At 67.2% G+C, this 15,817-nt stretch carries 17 protein-coding genes; 9 read left to right on the plus strand and 8 right to left on the minus strand.

Annotation, left to right across the window (positions count from 1 at the left end; translation table 11 throughout):
• Positions 1 to 88 precede the first annotated feature (88 nt).
• Positions 89 to 550, plus strand: coding sequence for an NUDIX hydrolase (locus L5G33_RS02970; RefSeq protein WP_236996861.1), 462 nt, complete (start codon positions 89 to 91; stop codon positions 548 to 550).
• Between the two features lie 12 nt (positions 551 to 562).
• On the opposite strand, the gene L5G33_RS02975 is transcribed toward L5G33_RS02970, so the two are convergent.
• Positions 563 to 931, minus strand: coding sequence for a hypothetical protein (locus L5G33_RS02975; protein ID WP_236996668.1), 369 nt, complete (start codon positions 929 to 931; stop codon positions 563 to 565).
• A gap of 254 nt (positions 932 to 1,185) precedes the next feature.
• On the minus strand, positions 1,186 to 1,860 hold the full coding sequence (thiE, locus tag L5G33_RS02980; RefSeq protein ID WP_236996669.1) for a thiamine phosphate synthase: 675 nt from the start codon (positions 1,858 to 1,860) through the stop codon (positions 1,186 to 1,188).
• Between the two features lie 134 nt (positions 1,861 to 1,994).
• Here thiE and L5G33_RS02985 point away from each other — a divergent pair, with 134 nt between their 5' ends.
• Genes L5G33_RS02985 through L5G33_RS02995 form a run of 3 tightly spaced genes read left to right on the plus strand, consistent with a single transcriptional unit; the run spans position 1,995 to position 4,027 of the window.
• Positions 1,995 to 3,065: an FAD-dependent oxidoreductase gene (locus tag L5G33_RS02985; protein ID WP_236996670.1), complete on the plus strand. Its 1,071-nt coding sequence runs from the start codon at positions 1,995 to 1,997 to the stop codon at positions 3,063 to 3,065.
• Positions 3,066 to 3,078: 13 nt separating this feature from the next.
• Entirely contained in the window at positions 3,079 to 3,276 is a 198-nt protein-coding gene (gene thiS, locus L5G33_RS02990) for a sulfur carrier protein ThiS (RefSeq protein ID WP_236996671.1), read from the plus strand.
• The gene (locus L5G33_RS02995) at positions 3,269 to 4,027 is read left to right on the plus strand and encodes a thiazole synthase (RefSeq protein WP_236996672.1); all 759 of its coding nucleotides are present in this window, start codon (positions 3,269 to 3,271) and stop codon (positions 4,025 to 4,027) included. The genes thiS and L5G33_RS02995 overlap by 8 nt, the downstream gene beginning before the upstream one ends.
• A 9-nt stretch (positions 4,028 to 4,036) precedes the next feature.
• Here L5G33_RS02995 and L5G33_RS03000 read toward each other — a convergent pair whose 3' ends face one another.
• Positions 4,037 to 4,993: a DMT family transporter gene (locus L5G33_RS03000; RefSeq protein WP_236996673.1), complete on the minus strand. Its 957-nt coding sequence runs from the start codon at positions 4,991 to 4,993 to the stop codon at positions 4,037 to 4,039.
• An 83-nt stretch (positions 4,994 to 5,076) separates the two neighbouring features.
• On the opposite strand from L5G33_RS03000, the gene L5G33_RS03005 reads away from it, so the two are divergent.
• Entirely contained in the window at positions 5,077 to 6,249 is a 1,173-nt protein-coding gene (locus tag L5G33_RS03005; RefSeq protein ID WP_236996674.1) for an ATP-grasp domain-containing protein, read from the plus strand.
• A 44-nt stretch (positions 6,250 to 6,293) separates the two neighbouring features.
• Here L5G33_RS03005 and L5G33_RS03010 read toward each other — a convergent pair whose 3' ends face one another.
• From L5G33_RS03010 to L5G33_RS03020, 3 genes are all read right to left on the minus strand, one after another.
• A complete protein-coding gene (locus L5G33_RS03010) occupies positions 6,294 to 7,136 on the minus strand; it encodes an alpha/beta fold hydrolase (RefSeq protein WP_236996675.1) in 843 nt (280 codons plus the stop codon).
• Positions 7,133 to 8,755: a hypothetical protein gene (locus L5G33_RS03015; protein WP_236996676.1), complete on the minus strand. Its 1,623-nt coding sequence runs from the start codon at positions 8,753 to 8,755 to the stop codon at positions 7,133 to 7,135. The genes L5G33_RS03010 and L5G33_RS03015 overlap by 4 nt, the downstream gene beginning before the upstream one ends.
• 76 nt (positions 8,756 to 8,831) lie before the next feature.
• Positions 8,832 to 9,461 carry a LysE/ArgO family amino acid transporter gene (locus L5G33_RS03020; RefSeq protein WP_236996677.1) on the minus strand — a complete coding sequence of 210 codons (630 nt, stop codon included), beginning with the start codon at positions 9,459 to 9,461 and terminating at the stop codon, positions 8,832 to 8,834.
• Positions 9,462 to 9,540: 79 nt separating this feature from the next.
• Here L5G33_RS03020 and L5G33_RS03025 point away from each other — a divergent pair, with 79 nt between their 5' ends.
• Positions 9,541 to 10,509: an ArgP/LysG family DNA-binding transcriptional regulator gene (locus L5G33_RS03025; protein ID WP_236996678.1), complete on the plus strand. Its 969-nt coding sequence runs from the start codon at positions 9,541 to 9,543 to the stop codon at positions 10,507 to 10,509.
• Here the strand turns inward: L5G33_RS03025 and L5G33_RS03030 are convergent.
• Positions 10,506 to 11,573 (minus strand): metallophosphoesterase, encoded by a 1,068-nt coding sequence (locus L5G33_RS03030; protein WP_236996679.1) that lies wholly within the window; start codon positions 11,571 to 11,573, stop codon positions 10,506 to 10,508. The genes L5G33_RS03025 and L5G33_RS03030 overlap by 4 nt on opposite strands.
• Positions 11,574 to 11,690: 117 nt before the next feature.
• On the opposite strand from L5G33_RS03030, the gene L5G33_RS03035 reads away from it, so the two are divergent.
• From L5G33_RS03035 to L5G33_RS03045, 3 genes are all read left to right on the plus strand, one after another.
• On the plus strand, positions 11,691 to 13,346 hold the full coding sequence (locus L5G33_RS03035) for an alkaline phosphatase D family protein (protein ID WP_236996680.1): 1,656 nt from the start codon (positions 11,691 to 11,693) through the stop codon (positions 13,344 to 13,346).
• 69 nt (positions 13,347 to 13,415) lie between these two features.
• A complete protein-coding gene (locus L5G33_RS03040; RefSeq protein ID WP_236996681.1) occupies positions 13,416 to 14,300 on the plus strand; it encodes an SPFH domain-containing protein in 885 nt (294 codons plus the stop codon).
• On the plus strand, positions 14,297 to 14,476 hold the full coding sequence (locus L5G33_RS03045; RefSeq protein ID WP_236996682.1) for a type II toxin-antitoxin system antitoxin: 180 nt from the start codon (positions 14,297 to 14,299) through the stop codon (positions 14,474 to 14,476). The genes L5G33_RS03040 and L5G33_RS03045 overlap by 4 nt, the downstream gene beginning before the upstream one ends.
• Before the next feature lie 9 nt (positions 14,477 to 14,485).
• Here L5G33_RS03045 and L5G33_RS03050 read toward each other — a convergent pair whose 3' ends face one another.
• On the minus strand, positions 14,486 to 15,787 hold the full coding sequence (locus tag L5G33_RS03050; protein ID WP_236996683.1) for a family 1 glycosylhydrolase: 1,302 nt from the start codon (positions 15,785 to 15,787) through the stop codon (positions 14,486 to 14,488).
• Positions 15,788 to 15,817: the final 30 nt, after the last annotated feature.

Genomic DNA, 15,817 nt, shown 5'->3' on the forward strand with positions numbered 1-15,817 from the left:
GCAACACCCGGTACGGTGAGGGGCGAGTCGTCGGGTTCATGCCGACGACAGCGAGATCATCGACATGCGACCGCAGGGAGACGACAGCGTGCAGGGAGACGGCGACGGCTGGGTCTTCGACGCCGATGGACAGCGGTACTGGGGACGGCACGGCGCCGCCGGACTCCTGCTGACCGCTGCGACCGACGAGGGTGTCGCCGTGCTGCTACAGCACCGCGCGATCTGGTCGCATCAGGGCGGAACCTGGGGGCTGCCGGGCGGTGCCCGCGACTCACACGAGACGGTCGAGCAGGCCGCGGTCCGGGAAGCCTTCGAAGAGGCGGGCATCTCGGTCGACGACCTCGACGTGGTCGACGCGATAGTCACGCATCGAGCGTCCAGCGGGTGGACGTACACGACGGTGCTCGCCGAGGCTGCGTCTCCGATCGCGACCACTCCGAACGGCGAGTCGACCGAGCTGCGCTGGGTGCCGACCGCGAAAGTCGCAGAGCTTCCGCTGCATCCAGGGCTGGCCGCTGCCTGGCCGGGCCTGGTCGATCGGCTCGGCTGAACGCCGAGATCCTCAGCGCTTCGACAGCTGGTTGGCCCCGGAGATCAGCGCGGCGACCGCGGATTCGTCTGCGGTGCCGGCGATCCCGTACGACCAGCAGCGTCGGCCGTCGGCATTGCACCGCAGATAGGTTGTGACCTCGTCATCGTCGACCTGCTGGGAGAGCGCGACGATCTCGACGCCTGCATCGATGTCGTAGAGCATCGAAGTCATTGCGCCGATGACGCCGGACGCCGTCGCGCTCAATCTGATCTTTCGGTGCGCGATCCGGATGTCGGCGGTGCAGTGGATCGTGTCGGCGCGGCCGTGCTCGAACTGGAAGGCCTCCAAGGCGATCGCGCCGGTGGGAGCGTATGTCGTGTCGAAGTGTGCAGTGGTCATGGCGGCCGCCTCCCGGGGGAACCAGGCGGGCATACGGCGGTCGACGCAGGATCGGTCGGAACGGTGGTCGCCGCGCCCGTCACGGGTAAAGGATGTCGGCTGGATTTGAATGGAATGCATCACGTCGGTTCATTTCGGTCGAAGACTAGGTGACCGACGAGAAGAAGGGTGGAAAGCCGACGAACCCGCAGCGGGGGGTCGGTCGAATCAGACCCCGCTGCGGCGGGTTACGAGAAGTTTCCACGTCATAGTGGTCACGACCCTAGCACTGCCGTCCGCAGGGCGGAAGAGACGCTCGTCGGATCGGCGGCGGCGGTGATCGCTCGAACCACCACGATGCGCGACGCGCCCGCGTCGGTCACTTCCCGCACGCGTTCTAGGTTGATGCCGCCGATCGCGAACCACGGTTTGCCGTTCGCATCGGTAGCCGCGGCGCGCACCAGGTCGAGCCCAGTGGCCGGACGACCGGGTTTGGTTGGCGTGGTCCACAGCGGGCCGGTGCAGAAGTAGTCGACGTCGCCGTCGGCGACAGCCGAACGCATCTGGTCGACGTCGTGCGTCGAACTGCCAATCACCATGTCCGGTCCGACGATCGCGCGAGCAGCGGCGGGCGGGAGGTCATCTTGGCCGAGGTGCAGGACGTCTGCCTGCACGGCATGGGCGATGTCGGCACGGTCGTTCACCGACAGCAGGGCGCCGCCGGTATGAACGACCTCTCGTAGCTCCGCCAGAATCGTCAGCTCCGCCGACGTATCCAGTTCACCGAACTGTGCCGCGCCCGGCGACCCCTTGTCGCGGAGTTGGACGATGTCCACGCCGCCCGCCACGGCATCGGCGACGAAATCCAGGAGGTCGCCGCGTTCCCGACGTGCATCGGTGCAGAGGTAGAGGCGAGCGTTCGAGAGCGCGGTGCGGGGGTGGGGAGACATGCCTGCAACGGTAGGCTGACAGGGAACCAAGAAGCACACACGGGAGTCCGGGGCGCTGGGCTGAGAGTGCGACGCGAGCCGTCGCTGACCGTCTGACCTGATCCGGATAATGCCGGCGAAGGGATTTGATCCACGTGGGACGAGAACTCTCCGTCGTCGGCGGCGGCGCGATCGGGTTGGCGTGCGCGCTGGCCGCCGCGGACGCCGGATGGACCACGACCGTGTACGACGCCGGGTCGGCGAGTCGTGCCGCGCACGTGGCAGGCGGAATGCTCGGATGCTTCGGCGAAGGCCATCCCGGCGAACGGCGAATCCTCGACATCTCCGCGCAGTCGGCAGCGTTGTGGCCGGACTTCCTCACCAGACTCGGTGATCCGACCGTCCGTACGGCCACCGACAGCATCCTGCTCGCCGCGTCTGCCACCGATCTGGCCTACCTCGACGACCAGGTCGGCTTCGTTCGTGACCGTATACCCGGTGCGACGTTGGCGCGGTCGACGGGAGCGCAGCTGCGGCGCTGCGAGACCGCGTTGGCGCGCGGACTCGCAGGCGGGTATCTCGCCGAAGGCGAAGGCGCCGTGGACAATCGGCTCCTGGTCGCAGCGCTCGAAGAACGGCTCGGCGAAGCGGGTGGACGGATCGTTCGCGCCGGTGTGGACGACCCGACCGAACTGCCGGGCGATCAGATCCTGATCGCAGCGGGCCTGGGCAGCGCCGCGCTCGCCGCCGTCGCCGGAGCCGACATCTCCGTCCACGGTGAGAAAGGAGAGATCCTCCGGCTGCGCCGAACTCGGTGGTCGGTGCCGCCCCCGAAGCACGTGATCCGCGGACGGCGACACGGCCGCCCCATCTACCTGGTGCCACGCGCCGACGCCGTCGTGGTCGGTGCCACCCAGTACGAGGCGGTTGGTTCCGACGATCGCGTACCGCAAGCCGGTGGCGTCGCCGACCTCCTCGCCGACGCGATCGCCGTCATGCCAGGCCTGAGCACTTACGAGCTCGCCGAGGCGGGCGCCGGGATCCGGCCGTCGTCGCCGGACGGCGTGCCCGTCGTGCAGCGGATCGACGACCGCATCCTCGTCGCGACCGGGCACGGCCGCAACGGGATCGCGTTGTCGCCGTGGACGGCGGCCCGCGTCATGGACGTGCTGGCCGGAGAGCCCCGAGAATCCCGAGAACCCCGAAAACTCCGAGAATCCGAGTAGGAAAGAGGCGAGCATGGAATTGACCATCAATGGCGACCCAGTGCAGATCGACGGGCCGGTCGACGTACCGAAACTCCTCGCGCACATGGGATTCCCCGACCAAGGCGTTGCGGTCGCGATCGACGGCGTGGTGCGGCCGAAGACCCGGTGGAGTGAGGAGATCGGCGACTACTCTGAGATAGACGTCCTCACGGCGGTGCAGGGTGGCTGACGCGTTCACCGTCGCGGGCCGCGAGTACGGCTCCCGTCTGATCACCGGAACCGGCGGCGCCGTCAACCTCGCCGTCCTCGAACGTGCACTCGTCGCGTCCGGCACCGAACTGACGACGGTGGCGATGCGACGCGTGGATCCGGCGTCGGGGACCGGGGTCCTCGACCTGCTGCGCCGACTCGACATCGAAGTGCTGCCGAACACCGCGGGGTGCCACACCACCGCGGAAGCCGTGCTGTGCGCGCAACTCGGGCGCGAAGCGGTTCAGACGAATCTCGTGAAGCTCGAAGTCGTCGCCGACGATCACACACTCCTGCCCGATCCGCTGGAACTCGTCGAAGCCGCCGAGATGCTCGTCGCCGACGGCTTCGACGTCCTGGCTTACACCAACGACGACCCGGTTCTCGCGCGTCGGCTCGAGGACACGGGCGTCGCAGCCGTGATGCCACTCGGGTCACCCATCGGCACCGGCCTCGGCATCGCCAACCCGCACAACATCGAGATGATCGTCGCCCGTGCCGGGATTCCTGTTGTCCTCGACGCCGGGATCGGCACCGCGAGCGATGCCGCCCTTGCCATGGAACTGGGCTGTGACGCAGTGCTTCTCGCCAGTGCGGTGACTCGTGCTAACGATCCTGAGGCGATGGCGTCGGCCATGCGGCACGCCGTCATCGGCGGACGTCTGGCAGCCGGGGCCGGACGCATCCCGAAGCGGTTCTGGGCACATGCGTCGAGCCCGGCCCGGGAGTAGCGAGTTCGGCTAGCTTTCGGAGAGTTTCTCGCGGCCGCGGTGCCAGCCGCCCTTCTCCGGTGGAGCCTCGCCGAAGTGGTCGGGGTCGCCGGTGCTGTACCAGGCGACGAGGACTGCGCCCACCACGGCGCCGATGAATCCGACGAACGCCAGCCACGCTAATCCCGGCCGCGCCGAGTCGTGGAGGAAGAGGACGCCGATCAGGCTCGGGCCTGCCGTTTCGAAGACCACCAGCAGCGCGGTCACCCCGTTCACGGCGCCGACCTGCAGCGCGACGGTCTGAACATAGAAGCCGACGGCTCCTGCGACGGCGATCGACCAGGCGGCCGGGTCGGACAGGATCGTCACGAGATTGAACGGCGACATGCCGTCCAGCACACGCACCGCGATCGCGATGATGCCGAACAACAGCCCGGCCGTGGCTCCGCCGACGATCGCCGCGTACTTCTTGAGCGTGTAGACGCTGATCAGTGCGATCGCGCAGACCAGGATGGTCGCGGCGAGTAGTCCCCAGTGGAACGGTCGCTCGACGGTGTCCACCGCGTGCTGCGCCGACGAGACGCCCAACAGGAACAGCGACAACACCACGAGCCAGATCGCGACCCAGTCGCGTGTGTGCAGCGTGATGTTCAGCAGCAGCGTGCCCAACAGTGCGGTGACCACTAGGTTCGCCGCCACGATCGACTGCGCCAGGAACAACGGGAGGAAGCGAGCGGCGAGGGCTCCACCGCCGAAGCCAACGATCACCATGAGGGTGCCGAGGAGGAACGCGGGGTCGGCGATCGTCGACATCGTCGACGTGATGGACGGCGTCGACGACTCCGCCCCCTCCGAGGCGTGCGGTCCGCTCGCCGGGTTCTCCCGCATCTCAACGGCCACGCGACGAGCGCCGAGAGCGCGCAAAACGGTGGAAACGCCGTACGCTACCGCCGCCATTGCAGCAGCGATGACGCCTATTGCGAACAAAACTGAGTCCTATTCAAGTAGGGAAGAGACACTAGGTGCATCACGCTACACGTCGGCTATAGGTCTGTGTCTAGTCTGTATGCGTGGCATCCACCGAGCGCAGACACGTCCTCATCACCTTCGCGCGGTCGTTCCTGACCCTCAACCTGGCACGCCGGATGGCTGCCGCCGGGCACAAGGTGACCGTCGTCGACAGCATGGCCGTCGGAGTCAGCAGGTACTCGAACGCGGTCTCGGCGTTCCATCGGGTCAGCCCGCCGAAGTACAAGCCTCAGGAGTACTGCCGGGAGTTGGCGGCGATCGTCGAACGCGAGAAGGTCGACATCGTCATCCCGATCCACGAAGAGACCGACATCCTCGCGATGATGGCCGGACTGTTCCCGCCGTCGTGCGACTTGTTCCTCTCCCCGTTCGAGGTCGAGGACACGCTCCACAACAAGCTCAAGTACCAGCAGGCGCTCGTCGACCACGGGATATCCACGCTCGAGTTCCGGGAGATCTCGTCAGCGGAGGATGCGGTCGCGGCGTCGGAGGAGTTCACGACGCCGTTCGCGATCAAACAGGCGTACTCGCGCGGATCTCAGAAGGTGTACAAGGCGTACCCGGGCGACGATCTGAGCTACCTCACCTACGACCCGACCAATCCGTGGATCGCGCAGGAGTGGCTCGAAGGCGACCGGTACTGCACGTACTCGGTGTGCCGTGACGGTGAGATGTATGCGCACGCGACCTATCCGGTCAGTTACGCGATCGGCGGCAGCTCGTGTCTGACGTTCGAGCACGTCGACCACCCCGGCATCGTCGACTGGAGTCGCCGACTGGTGAAGGAGTTCGAGTTCACCGGACACCTGGGCCTCGACTTCATCGACCACCCCGACCGCGGTCTCGTCACGATCGAATGCAACCCGCGCGGCACCAGCGGGATCATGATGTTCACGGACGAGGAGCGCGTCGACCGGGCGTTCTTCGGCGAGAACACCGATCTGATCACGCCGCCCAAGGGGCGTACGACGATGATCGGCGCAGGCATGGCGCTGTACGGCTGGCGGAAGAGTTCGTACCCGGACAACACCTTCCGGAAGTTCTTCGCCGAGATGCGTAAGGCGGACGACGTCATCGCGTCCAAGCGGGATCCGAAGCCCGGCGTCATGATGCCGATCGCGTACGCGGGCATTCTGCGCGACGCCCGGCGCTACCACGTCGGCCTCGACGGCGGCTTCATGCACGACCACGAATGGGACGGCCGACCGATCTGAGTCGGAGCGCTGCCGAACCATTCAGGAAGTGACGACGCTCGGCATTAGAGCTTGCGGCAGAACGCGGTGACCGCGTCGGTGGCGCCTCGCTCCGGATCGAAGATGAGGCCGCCGTGTCCGACACCGTCGACGAGCAGCCACTGCGCGTTCGGGATGTGCGAGGCGGCTTCCTGCGATTGGGTTGCGGGAAAGAACAGGTCGTCGCCGAAACCGACGACCAAGGTCGGGCACGTGATGTCCGCCAACCGTTCGACCGTCGGCTCACCCAAGCGCATCCAGTCGTACGACGCCCGGGTCTGCCCGTGCTGGCCGTCGACCGAAGTCCACACGTTCTCGCTGGAGGCGGTGAGCATGGCGCGCCAGTTCGCGACCTGGGCGTCGTCGCGCAAGATGGCCGCCGACGGAATGGTCATCAGCTGCTCGAACAACGACACCGATCCCGGGACATGACCGAGCTTCTCGAGCAGTTCGAGTTCCATCTCGTTGACGACCAACCCGATCGTCGACGAGCGGAGGCCGCCGACCATCGCGAGACCGCGGACCGTGCCGCCCCACACGTCGAACAGCGCTTGCGAGATGTAACAGCCCATCGAGTAGCCGACGACGATCGCCTCGTTCACCTCGAAGTGGTCGAGGACTTCGGCGGCGTCGGCCGCGATGTCGTGCACCGAGTACGGGGCGGGCGGAGCCGACGACGGGGCGACGCCGCGCGCCGAATACGTGACGACCCGGAATCCGGCCGCGACGAGCGCGTCCGGGAGACCGCTGAACGCCCACGTCTGGGCGGGCATGCCGAGCCCGGCGGACAACAGGACGGTCGGCCCCTCACCGCTGCTCGACGCCCAGATCTGCACGTCGTCGCCGACATCGACGAACTCCCCGCTCATCGGATCACCAGGTCCTTCGACGTGGCGCTCAGCGAGATCGGTGCGATCGACTTCCCCTTCATCCAGTCACGGACGAACGCCCTCACCGTCGGATCGGAACCGCGGCGGGCGTACGTCGCATCATCGAGCGCGACCGCGCCGATCAGGTGGCGCGGCGTCGCAGTCAGACCGGGCCTGCTCGGAGTCATCCGCATCCCGTCGGCAGTGTGCAGGAGGACGTCGATGCGTCGACCGTTCGGCGCGATCACGACGGCGGGCCGGGTGGTGGCCGCCGGGTCGAACGCTTTCACGTACAGGCGATAGCCCGACTTCGGCGCATGCAGACCGATGCGGTCCAGGGCACGTGGGTCGACCACGCTGTAGGGCAGCCCGATGTCGAGCAGCGTCTCCCCGTCGACGGCGGCCTTACGCGACGGGAGCGAGGCCGACAGATTCCACGGGACCGGTGGGGCGAGAGTCTCCGACGAACGGTCCGCTGCCGAATTCTGCAGCGGAGTGCCCGACAGGGCGCCGCCGGTCGGGGAGAACGACCACGTCGACGCGTGCAGATCCTTGTGCCAGAACCCGGCGACCCCGTCGCGTCGCCCCGCGACGCGCAGTTCTCGGCGTTCGACGCCGGGTCCGGTCGCGATGACGGTGATCGTCGAGGTGATCTCGCCCGGGATCTTCGGCTGGCGCCTCCAGTCGGGAGCCGGGAGCTGGATCGCCGCGGTCGACCGGTCCCACGTCTCGGTGTTCAGATCGGTGGCGCTCGGCTTGCCGTCCTGGGAGTCCCAGCTGTAGCGGAAGAACACCGAGTCCGAGCCGGACGAGTCGAAGTCGAACGTGCGGGTGTACATGTCGCCGAAGCGGTTGATCACGAACATCGTCGACGCTGCGGCCGAAAGTGACATCGACGTGAAGCGGCCGCCGAGCGGGCCACCCACCTCGTAACTGTTGTCGTTCGGTAGCCACGGATCGGCATACGTGATGCGGCTGCCGTCACCGGTCAATGCCGGGATCATCGTCATCTTGGCCTGACCGCTGGGGTGCACGCGGCCCGCGATGTCCTGGTACGCGCGGTTGTCCGACGGTGAGGTGACCGACAGTGCCCAACCACCGGTGCGCTGATCGGGAAGGGTGCGCCCGGGAGCGGTCCATAGCATCGCGCCCCACGCCGACGTCCAGTTCCACAGGCGCGGCGACTGATTCACGTTGTCCATCGTGTAGATCCAGCCCCGGCGGTCGACGCCGACGAGTTCGTCGTCGTCGAGCGAGATCGCGACGAGACGATTCTGCAGGCAGCTCGGCAGCGGCACGGCCCGCCACGGCCCGTCCGTCCCTCTCGGCCGCGTGATCAGCCGACGTCCGACTAGGGCGAACTCCCAATGCAGGTTGAACTGGGTGGTCTCAGTCCGCAACTCCACGTGCTTCGGTGCCGACCGCCCGGTGTAGCGCGGGAAGTCCGTCAGACCCGCCCGGCTGCCGGTGGCTGGTGCGCCCGGCGGTAGCTGTGCCGTTCCGACCGGGACGCACGACGCGGGTCCGGCATGTGCGACGCCGTCGCCGATACCGGGCGCGACCAGCAGCGTTGCGGCCGTGGCGACGACAGCCAGAAGGGATGCGCGTGGGATCTTCACGTTCGGAGCATAACGCGAACATGTTTCACTTCTGACCGGAGTCGGACCTGATTCCTCGGGCGGCTGCGGATCTGGGTCAGCTCATAGCGACGAGGCCGACGCCGAGCCCGACCATGACGAGCGCGATCACCGCGTCCAGTATCCGCCACGCGCGGACCGACGCGAACATCGGAGCCACCTTGCGTGCGCCGAGACCGAGAGCGAGGAACCACACGAGGCTCGCCACGCACGCGCCGACCGTGAACGCCCATCGGGCGTCCGAGTGACTGTTCGCGATTGACCCCAGGGTGAGGACGGTGTCGAGGTAGGTGTGCGGGTTCAGCCAGGTGAGGGCGAGCGCGGTGCCGAGCGCCGCCCACATGCCGCGGTTGCGTCCGGCGTCGTCGTTGGTCAACGACGATTCGGTCGGCCGCCACGCACGTCTGGCTGCCGCCAGCCCCAGCACGACGAGGTAGGCGCCGCCGACGACCTTCGCGACGGTGACGATCCCCGGGTGGGCTGCGACGGCGGTGCCCAGCCCGACGGTGCCCGCGGTGATCAACACGATGTCGGAGACGATGCACACCGCGATCACCGGTGCCACGTGCGCGCCGCTGATTCCTTGGCGGAGCACGAACACGTTCTGTGGTCCGATAGCGATGATGAGCCCCGCACCGGTGAACAGTCCGGTGAACGCGGCGAGCAGGAGGGTCGTGGTCACGCTCATCGACGCTACGAACGGAAGGTGGGTAAGTCGAGATAGTGATTCTTCGTAAAGATTAGAATCGCTAATTGTGATTCCTGGCATGGACGTTTCCGCGGAAAGCCTCATGACCTTGACAGCGGTCCTGCGCGAAGGGACCTTCGAAGCCGCGGCCGCATCGTTGCACGTCACCCCGTCCGCGGTGAGTCAGCGCATCAAGGCGCTTGAGCACTCGGTCGGTCGAATCCTGGTTCGACGTGTCAAACCCGTGACCGCGACGCCCGACGGCGAGATCCTCGCGAGGCTCGGCGAACAGTGGTCACTGCTCGTCGCCGAAGCGCAGGGCGAACTGACCGGGATCGCTCACGGGCCAGCCGGTGTCGCACAGGTGACGGACCCGCGGAGGCTGCCGCGTGTGAGCATCCAGATCGCATGCAACGCCGACTCCCTCGCCACCTGGTTCCTGCCGGTGATCGCCGAGTACCACGACGCGCACCCGGTCGACATCGACCTGCACCGCGACGACGAGAGCGTCACGACGGCTCTGCTCCGGGCGGGCGACGTCGTCGGCGCGGTCACCTCTGATCCGGTGGTGGTGCGCGGCTGCGAGACCGTCGAACTCGGTTCGCTCCGCTACTTTCCGGTGGCCAGCTCGGCGTTCATCGAGCGCTGGCTGCCGAACGGGGCGCGCGCCCGCGACCTGCGCTTCGCGCCGATGGTGATGTTCGACCACAACGATCACCTCCAGCTGAAGGCGCTCAACCATCTGGTGCCCGAGCCGGTCTCCCCGCCGATCACCTACATTCCGGCGGCCGCCGAGTACCGTCGCGCGATTCAAGCGGGCATCGGCTGGGGCGCGGTGCCCGAAGTGGAGATCGACGACGTCCATACCGGGGCCGGTCTCGTTCGGCTCTCGCGCAAGCCCGTCGACATCCCGTTGTACTGGCAGTACTGGAAACTCCGGTCGCCGCTCGTCACGGCACTCACCGACATCGTCGTCGCGCATGCGCGCGCCGAGCTGGTCCCCCCGCGGCGAGGCACGCCGCCGGTGCCGGGCATCGCGCGCCGTTAGCGCCGGTACGTGGTCTCAAAGGCCTTCCGTGCGCTGGGTCGACTCGCCGACACCTCGTACGCGGTGAGCCCGACTGTCGACGGCGTGATGTCCAGCGTCATGAAACCGCGGTCCCGCAGGTTCTCGTAGCGGGCACGGAAACGCTTCGACGACGCCTTGTTCACGGTCTTGCCAGCCGCGCCGGACACGATCTGGCGGGTGCCGCGCAGACCCGCGACGTTCTCGAGCACCTGCTGGCTGTGGTCGTGGCCCGACATCAGGAACTGGGCGCGGCCTGCGACGTGCCGTTCGAAGAACGTCTTCGCCGCGCCGCCGCTCAGCGGTGCGGGCAGCCCGTCGTAGTCGCCCGCCGGACCGTGCGGCCCGTTGTTCGCGTACGGGTGGTGGGTGCAGACGAACTTCCACGGGGCCGTCGACGCGGCGAGGGCCTCGTCGAGCCACCGGGCCTGGCGGGTCATATACCGTCCGCCTGGCTCCCACTCCGGCGAGAGGAACGGCGGAATGTAGGCGGCCAACGGGTTCAGATCGAGGACGAAGAAGTCGGCGACCCCGAGCTCGACCGAGTAGTAGCGCGACGGCATATGCCACCTACGCGACCGCGAGTGGTACTTCACCTCGTCGTCGCCGCGGAGCAGCCAACCGCCGTCGCCCGGGAAGATCGCCGTGTTGTCGTGGTTGCCGAGCGTCATCAGCCACGGGAAGTCGAGGCCCGCGTTCGGCTTCTCGAACTTGCTTCGGAACTGTCGGTCGTCTGGGCCGTTCGGTCCGGCCTCGTAGATGTTGTCGCCGAGTCCGACCGCGATGTCGAACGGGTGCGCAGCGTGCAGTCTGCGGGCCGCGTCGGCCACCGCGTACTGCGGCTTCTCGCCGGTGCCTGCATCACCGGTGACGAGCACGCGGAGCTGTCCGGCTTGAAACGGAAGTGGAAAGCGTTGCGCGGCGGCAGAGTTGGACGCCAATGCGCCGGACGCACCGATGGCGGCGGCGGTACCGGCTGCGGTCGCAGCCGCCGCGAGGAACGTACGACGATCTGGGCCGACCGATTCTGGGCTGTTCTCGATCATGCGATCGATACTGGCATGAGCGGGTGAACGATAGGTGACTTCGAGGCCGACGGATCGGCCCCGCATGTTCTCTCGCGCGTTGCCGGCCGGTCGTCGCGGTGTGGAACCGTGAGCGCGATGTCTGAGTCAACAGCCCCGTTCACGTTCACCCGCCGCGGCTTCATCGGAGCGGCGGGAGCCGGCGCGATAGCCGTCGGACTGCCCGTCGCCGCGGGCCCGGCCGACGCCGCCTCCGCCGCCTCCGCCGTGTTCCGTCACGGCGTCGCCTCGGGGGACCCGCTGCCCGACCGGATCATCTTGTGGACTCGCGTCACGCCGAGCACGGACGCGAGCCCGGGGTCGCGGCGAGGTGGTGCGTCGACCATCACCTGGGAGATGTCGGGTAGTCGAGACTTCAACCGGGTCGTCGCCTTTGGATCCGTCACCACTGACACCTCCCGTGACCACACCGTCAAGGTGGACGCGTCGGGTCTGCGTCCGGCGACCGTCTACTGGTACCGCTTCCGTGTGACGGGTGGGTCGGCGGTGGGCGCAGTGTCGCCGATCGGTCGGACCAAGACGGCGCCCGCCGCGGGTGCGGACGTCGCGCGCGTCCGTTTCGGAGTGGTGAGTTGCTCGAATTGGGAAGCAGGCTACTTCAGTTCGTACCGGTTCCTCGCCGACCGGACCGACCTCGACGCGGTCGTTCATCTCGGCGACTACCTGTACGAGTACGGGCCCGGCGGATATGCGGGCAAGGGCGGCGTCGTCCGTCGACACGAGCCGGCCAGGGACATCGTCACCCTCGCCGACTACCGGATCCGCCACGGACAGTACAAGACGGATCCGGACCTGCAGGCCGTTCACCGGCAGCATCCGTTCATCGCCACCTGGGACGACCACGAGTCCGCGAACGACGCGTGGTCGGGCGGCGCCGAGAACCACACGAGATCGCAGGGCGCATGGGGGCAGCGGAAGGCGCACGCCGATCGTGCCTACTTCGAGTGGATGCCGGTACGTCCGCAGGTCTCCGGCGACAACCGCCACATCTACCGGCGTCTCGCGTACGGCGACCTTCTGGAACTGTCGATGCTCGATCTGCGCACGTACCGCGACAGCTCGGCCGATCGCTTCTCCCGCGAGTCCGACGACCCCGAGCGCACCATCATGGGGCGTCGCCAGTTGGAGTGGGTGAAGAACGGCATCGCGACGTCGAACACGAGATGGCAGATCATCGGCAACTCTGTGATGATCTCCCCGCTGCTCATCCCGCCGCTCGACCCGGCACGCACCAAGGCGATCACCGATCTCGTTGGCATTCCGGAGAATGGTGTCCCGTTCAATGGCGACCAATGGGACGGGTACGTCGCCGACCGCCAACGGCTGCTCGACGCCGTCGATGACGCCGGGAAGAAGAACGTCGTCTTCCTTACCGGCGACATCCACATGTCATGGGCCAACGAGATCCCGCGCAAGGCTGCCGACTATCCGGGCGCGGGGACCGTCGCCACCGAATTCGTCGTCACGTCCGTGACGTCGAACAACCTCGACGACATCGTGAAGGCGCCCGTGCACACCGTCGGCGGTGCGGCAGCCGCCGCGATTATGGCGACCAACCACCACACTCGCTGGGTCGACACCGACGAGCACGGATACGGCGTCATGACTGTCACGCCGTCGGCCGCTCGGATGGACTGGTACTTCGTCGACGACCTCACCGACCGTCGCACGGGACAGCGGTACGCGCATTCGTGGACGGTGAAGAACGGCTCGCGCCGTATGACCAAGCCCTGACGAGCCCTGGCCCACCGGAGCCGAGAACCGATACCGTGGTGATATCACTTCGATAGTTAGGGGCGCGGGATGGAACTACGTCAGGCCTGGCGGACGAACGGCTTCTTCGGATTGATCGGCGGGATCGTGGTGATCGCGATCTGCGCGGTCGCCGCCATCGCATCGATCGCGATGCTGTCCGACGGAGGATCGCCCGCCTGGGTTGCTCTCGTCGTCGTCGCGATCATCATCGGGGTCACAGCGCTCCTCACACTGACCGGGCTGACCGTCGTCGGACCGAACGAGGCCAAAGTCGTCCAGTTTTTCGGGCGCTACATCGGATCAGTGAACGAGCCAGGGTTCTCGTTGCTCGTTCCGCTCTCGGACAAGCAGTCGATCTCGTTGCGCGTGCGGAACTTCGAGACGCAGATGCTCAAAGTGAACGACGCCGACGGCAACCCGGTCGAGATCGCCGCCGTTGTCGTCTACCGCGTGGTCGACAGCTTCAAAGCCGCGTTCGCGGTGGACGACTACGAACAGTACGTCGCGACGCAGTCGGAGGCCGCCGTCCGTCACCTGGCGACGATTCACCCGTACGACGCCCACCAGGACGACCGGACCAGCCTCCGCGACGGAGCAACCGTCGCCGAGGAACTGACGGACGAACTGCGCGAGCGTACGGCGACCGCGGGCATCGAGGTCATCGAAGCCCGCATCACGCACCTCGCGTATGCACCCGAGATCGCGCAGGCGATGCTCGTCCGGCAGCAGGCCGCCCAGGTCGTCGCCGCACGCCAGCAGATCGTCGAAGGCGCGGTCGGCATGGTCGGCCTCGCGTTGGATCGTCTCGCCGAACAGGGAGTCGTGGAACTCGACGAGGAGCGTCGGGCCAGCATGGTGTCGAATCTCCTCGTCGTGCTGTGCGGTGACCGAGCTACTCAGCCTGTGGTGAACGCGGGCTCGCTGTACGGATGACCGAAATCGAGCAGTCGGCCAAGCGCGCACCCAAGAAGGTTCTGCTGCGCTTGGATCCGGACGTGCACAGCGCGATCGCCAAGTGGGCCGCCGACGATCTGCGCAGCGTCAACGGGCAACTCGAGTACGCGCTGCGCCTCGCGTTGAAACAGGCCGGTCGGAGCCCGAAGGGATGAGGGTGGCCTTCACCTCGCCGGGCGGGCGCAACTCGCGGGGGCGGCGACGAGCGAACACCAGGTGGCGGGTCTGCTCGGGCGGTACGACGGTCCGACGCCGTTGTGGGTGGTCACGTCTCGGTATGCGGCGACACCGTCGGTGGGGCGGCGGGTCAGTGTCGGGTCGGTCTTCACGTCCACCGTGTACAGGCCGAAACGGGACGCATAGTTACCCCACTCGTAGTTGTCGGTGAGCGTCCAGTAGTTGAAGCCGATGAGCGGCATGCCGTCGGCGCGGGCGCGCTGCATCCAGTAGACGAGGTCGCGCAGATGGTCGGCGCGCTGGTAGCCATCGCGGCGCGGCTTCCCGTTCTCGGTGACCATTCCCGCCTCCACGACGTACAACGGCTTGCCGGGAAAACGTTCGTGCAGGTCGCGTAGCGCGTAGTAGACGCCGTCGGCGGCCATCGACGCGTCCCACATGCGGTCGATCGCCGCATTCGCTGCGGTCAAGTCCGTCGGCGAGACCGAGTAGTAGTAGTAGTAGTCGACGCCGACGAAGTCGAGCTTGTCGACGATCCGGTTCTCGACGGCGGTGTCCACGAGCGGTTCGACGGTCGGCAGATAGGCGATGTTAGACGACACCATCGCATCCGAGTCTCGGTGATGGATGCGGTCGTAGATCGTTCGGTGCACGCGCACCATCCGGTCGATCATCGTCGGTACCGCGTCGAGCGAGATCCCGCCCTTCTGCAGTTCCTTCTGCACGTAGACGGTCGGCTCGTTGATCGTGATCCACAACGGATGATATTTCGCGTAGCGATCGACGATCATCGTGTTGTGCGTCAACCACGCGGCGGGCGTGCCGGACCACGCCCAGCCGCCGCGGTCGGCCACCCAACCGGGATAGACCCAGTGGTCGAGGGTGATCATCGGACGCATTCCGGCGTCGACGATCGCCCTGACCAGATCGTCGTAGTAGGCGAGTTCTCGCCGATCGATCACGCCGGGCCGCGGTTCCACGCGTGCCCACTCGATCCCGACCCGGTACACCTTGACGCCGAGGCCCTTCGCGAGTGCGACGTCCTGCCGGTAACGGTGCCGGAAGTCGACCGAGGAGCCGATCGTATCGTCGGTCTTGCCCTGCCGAATGTACCGCGTCCAATTGCTGTCAGGGGAGTGGCCTTCAGACTGGAAACCGGACGACGCGACACCCCACAGGAAGTCGTCGGGAAGCGCCCCGGCACGCGGACTCGCCGACGCGGCGGGCGCGACGGCCACAGCGACGATGAGCGAGAGGGCGGTCAGTACGGCGACGAGGCGATGTCCCATTGGGTCAGTATGGCCGGTTCTGCTGCGGGG

The sequence above is a fragment of the Gordonia liuliyuniae genome, from assembly GCF_021738805.1.
In the GTDB taxonomy this organism is placed as follows: Bacteria; Actinomycetota; Actinomycetes; order Mycobacteriales; family Mycobacteriaceae; genus Gordonia; species Gordonia liuliyuniae.

Bases quoted from the DNA above. Each gene is read 5' to 3' on its own strand.
- L5G33_RS02975 (WP_236996668.1), bottom strand. From the start codon at position 931: ATGACCACTGCACACTTCGACACGACATACGCTCCCACCGGCGCGATC.
- thiE (WP_236996669.1), bottom strand. From the start codon at position 1,860: ATGTCTCCCCACCCCCGCACCGCGCTCTCGAACGCTCGCCTCTACCTC.
- thiS (WP_236996671.1), top strand. From the start codon at position 3,079: ATGGAATTGACCATCAATGGCGACCCAGTGCAGATCGACGGGCCGGTC.
- L5G33_RS03010 (WP_236996675.1), bottom strand. From the start codon at position 7,136: ATGAGCGGGGAGTTCGTCGATGTCGGCGACGACGTGCAGATCTGGGCG.
- L5G33_RS03020 (WP_236996677.1), bottom strand. From the start codon at position 9,461: ATGAGCGTGACCACGACCCTCCTGCTCGCCGCGTTCACCGGACTGTTC.
- L5G33_RS03025 (WP_236996678.1), top strand. From the start codon at position 9,541: ATGGACGTTTCCGCGGAAAGCCTCATGACCTTGACAGCGGTCCTGCGC.
- L5G33_RS03030 (WP_236996679.1), bottom strand. From the start codon at position 11,573: ATGATCGAGAACAGCCCAGAATCGGTCGGCCCAGATCGTCGTACGTTC.
- L5G33_RS03035 (WP_236996680.1), top strand. From the start codon at position 11,691: ATGTCTGAGTCAACAGCCCCGTTCACGTTCACCCGCCGCGGCTTCATC.
- L5G33_RS03040 (WP_236996681.1), top strand. From the start codon at position 13,416: ATGGAACTACGTCAGGCCTGGCGGACGAACGGCTTCTTCGGATTGATC.
- L5G33_RS03045 (WP_236996682.1), top strand. From the start codon at position 14,297: ATGACCGAAATCGAGCAGTCGGCCAAGCGCGCACCCAAGAAGGTTCTG.
- L5G33_RS03050 (WP_236996683.1), bottom strand. From the start codon at position 15,787: ATGGGACATCGCCTCGTCGCCGTACTGACCGCCCTCTCGCTCATCGTC.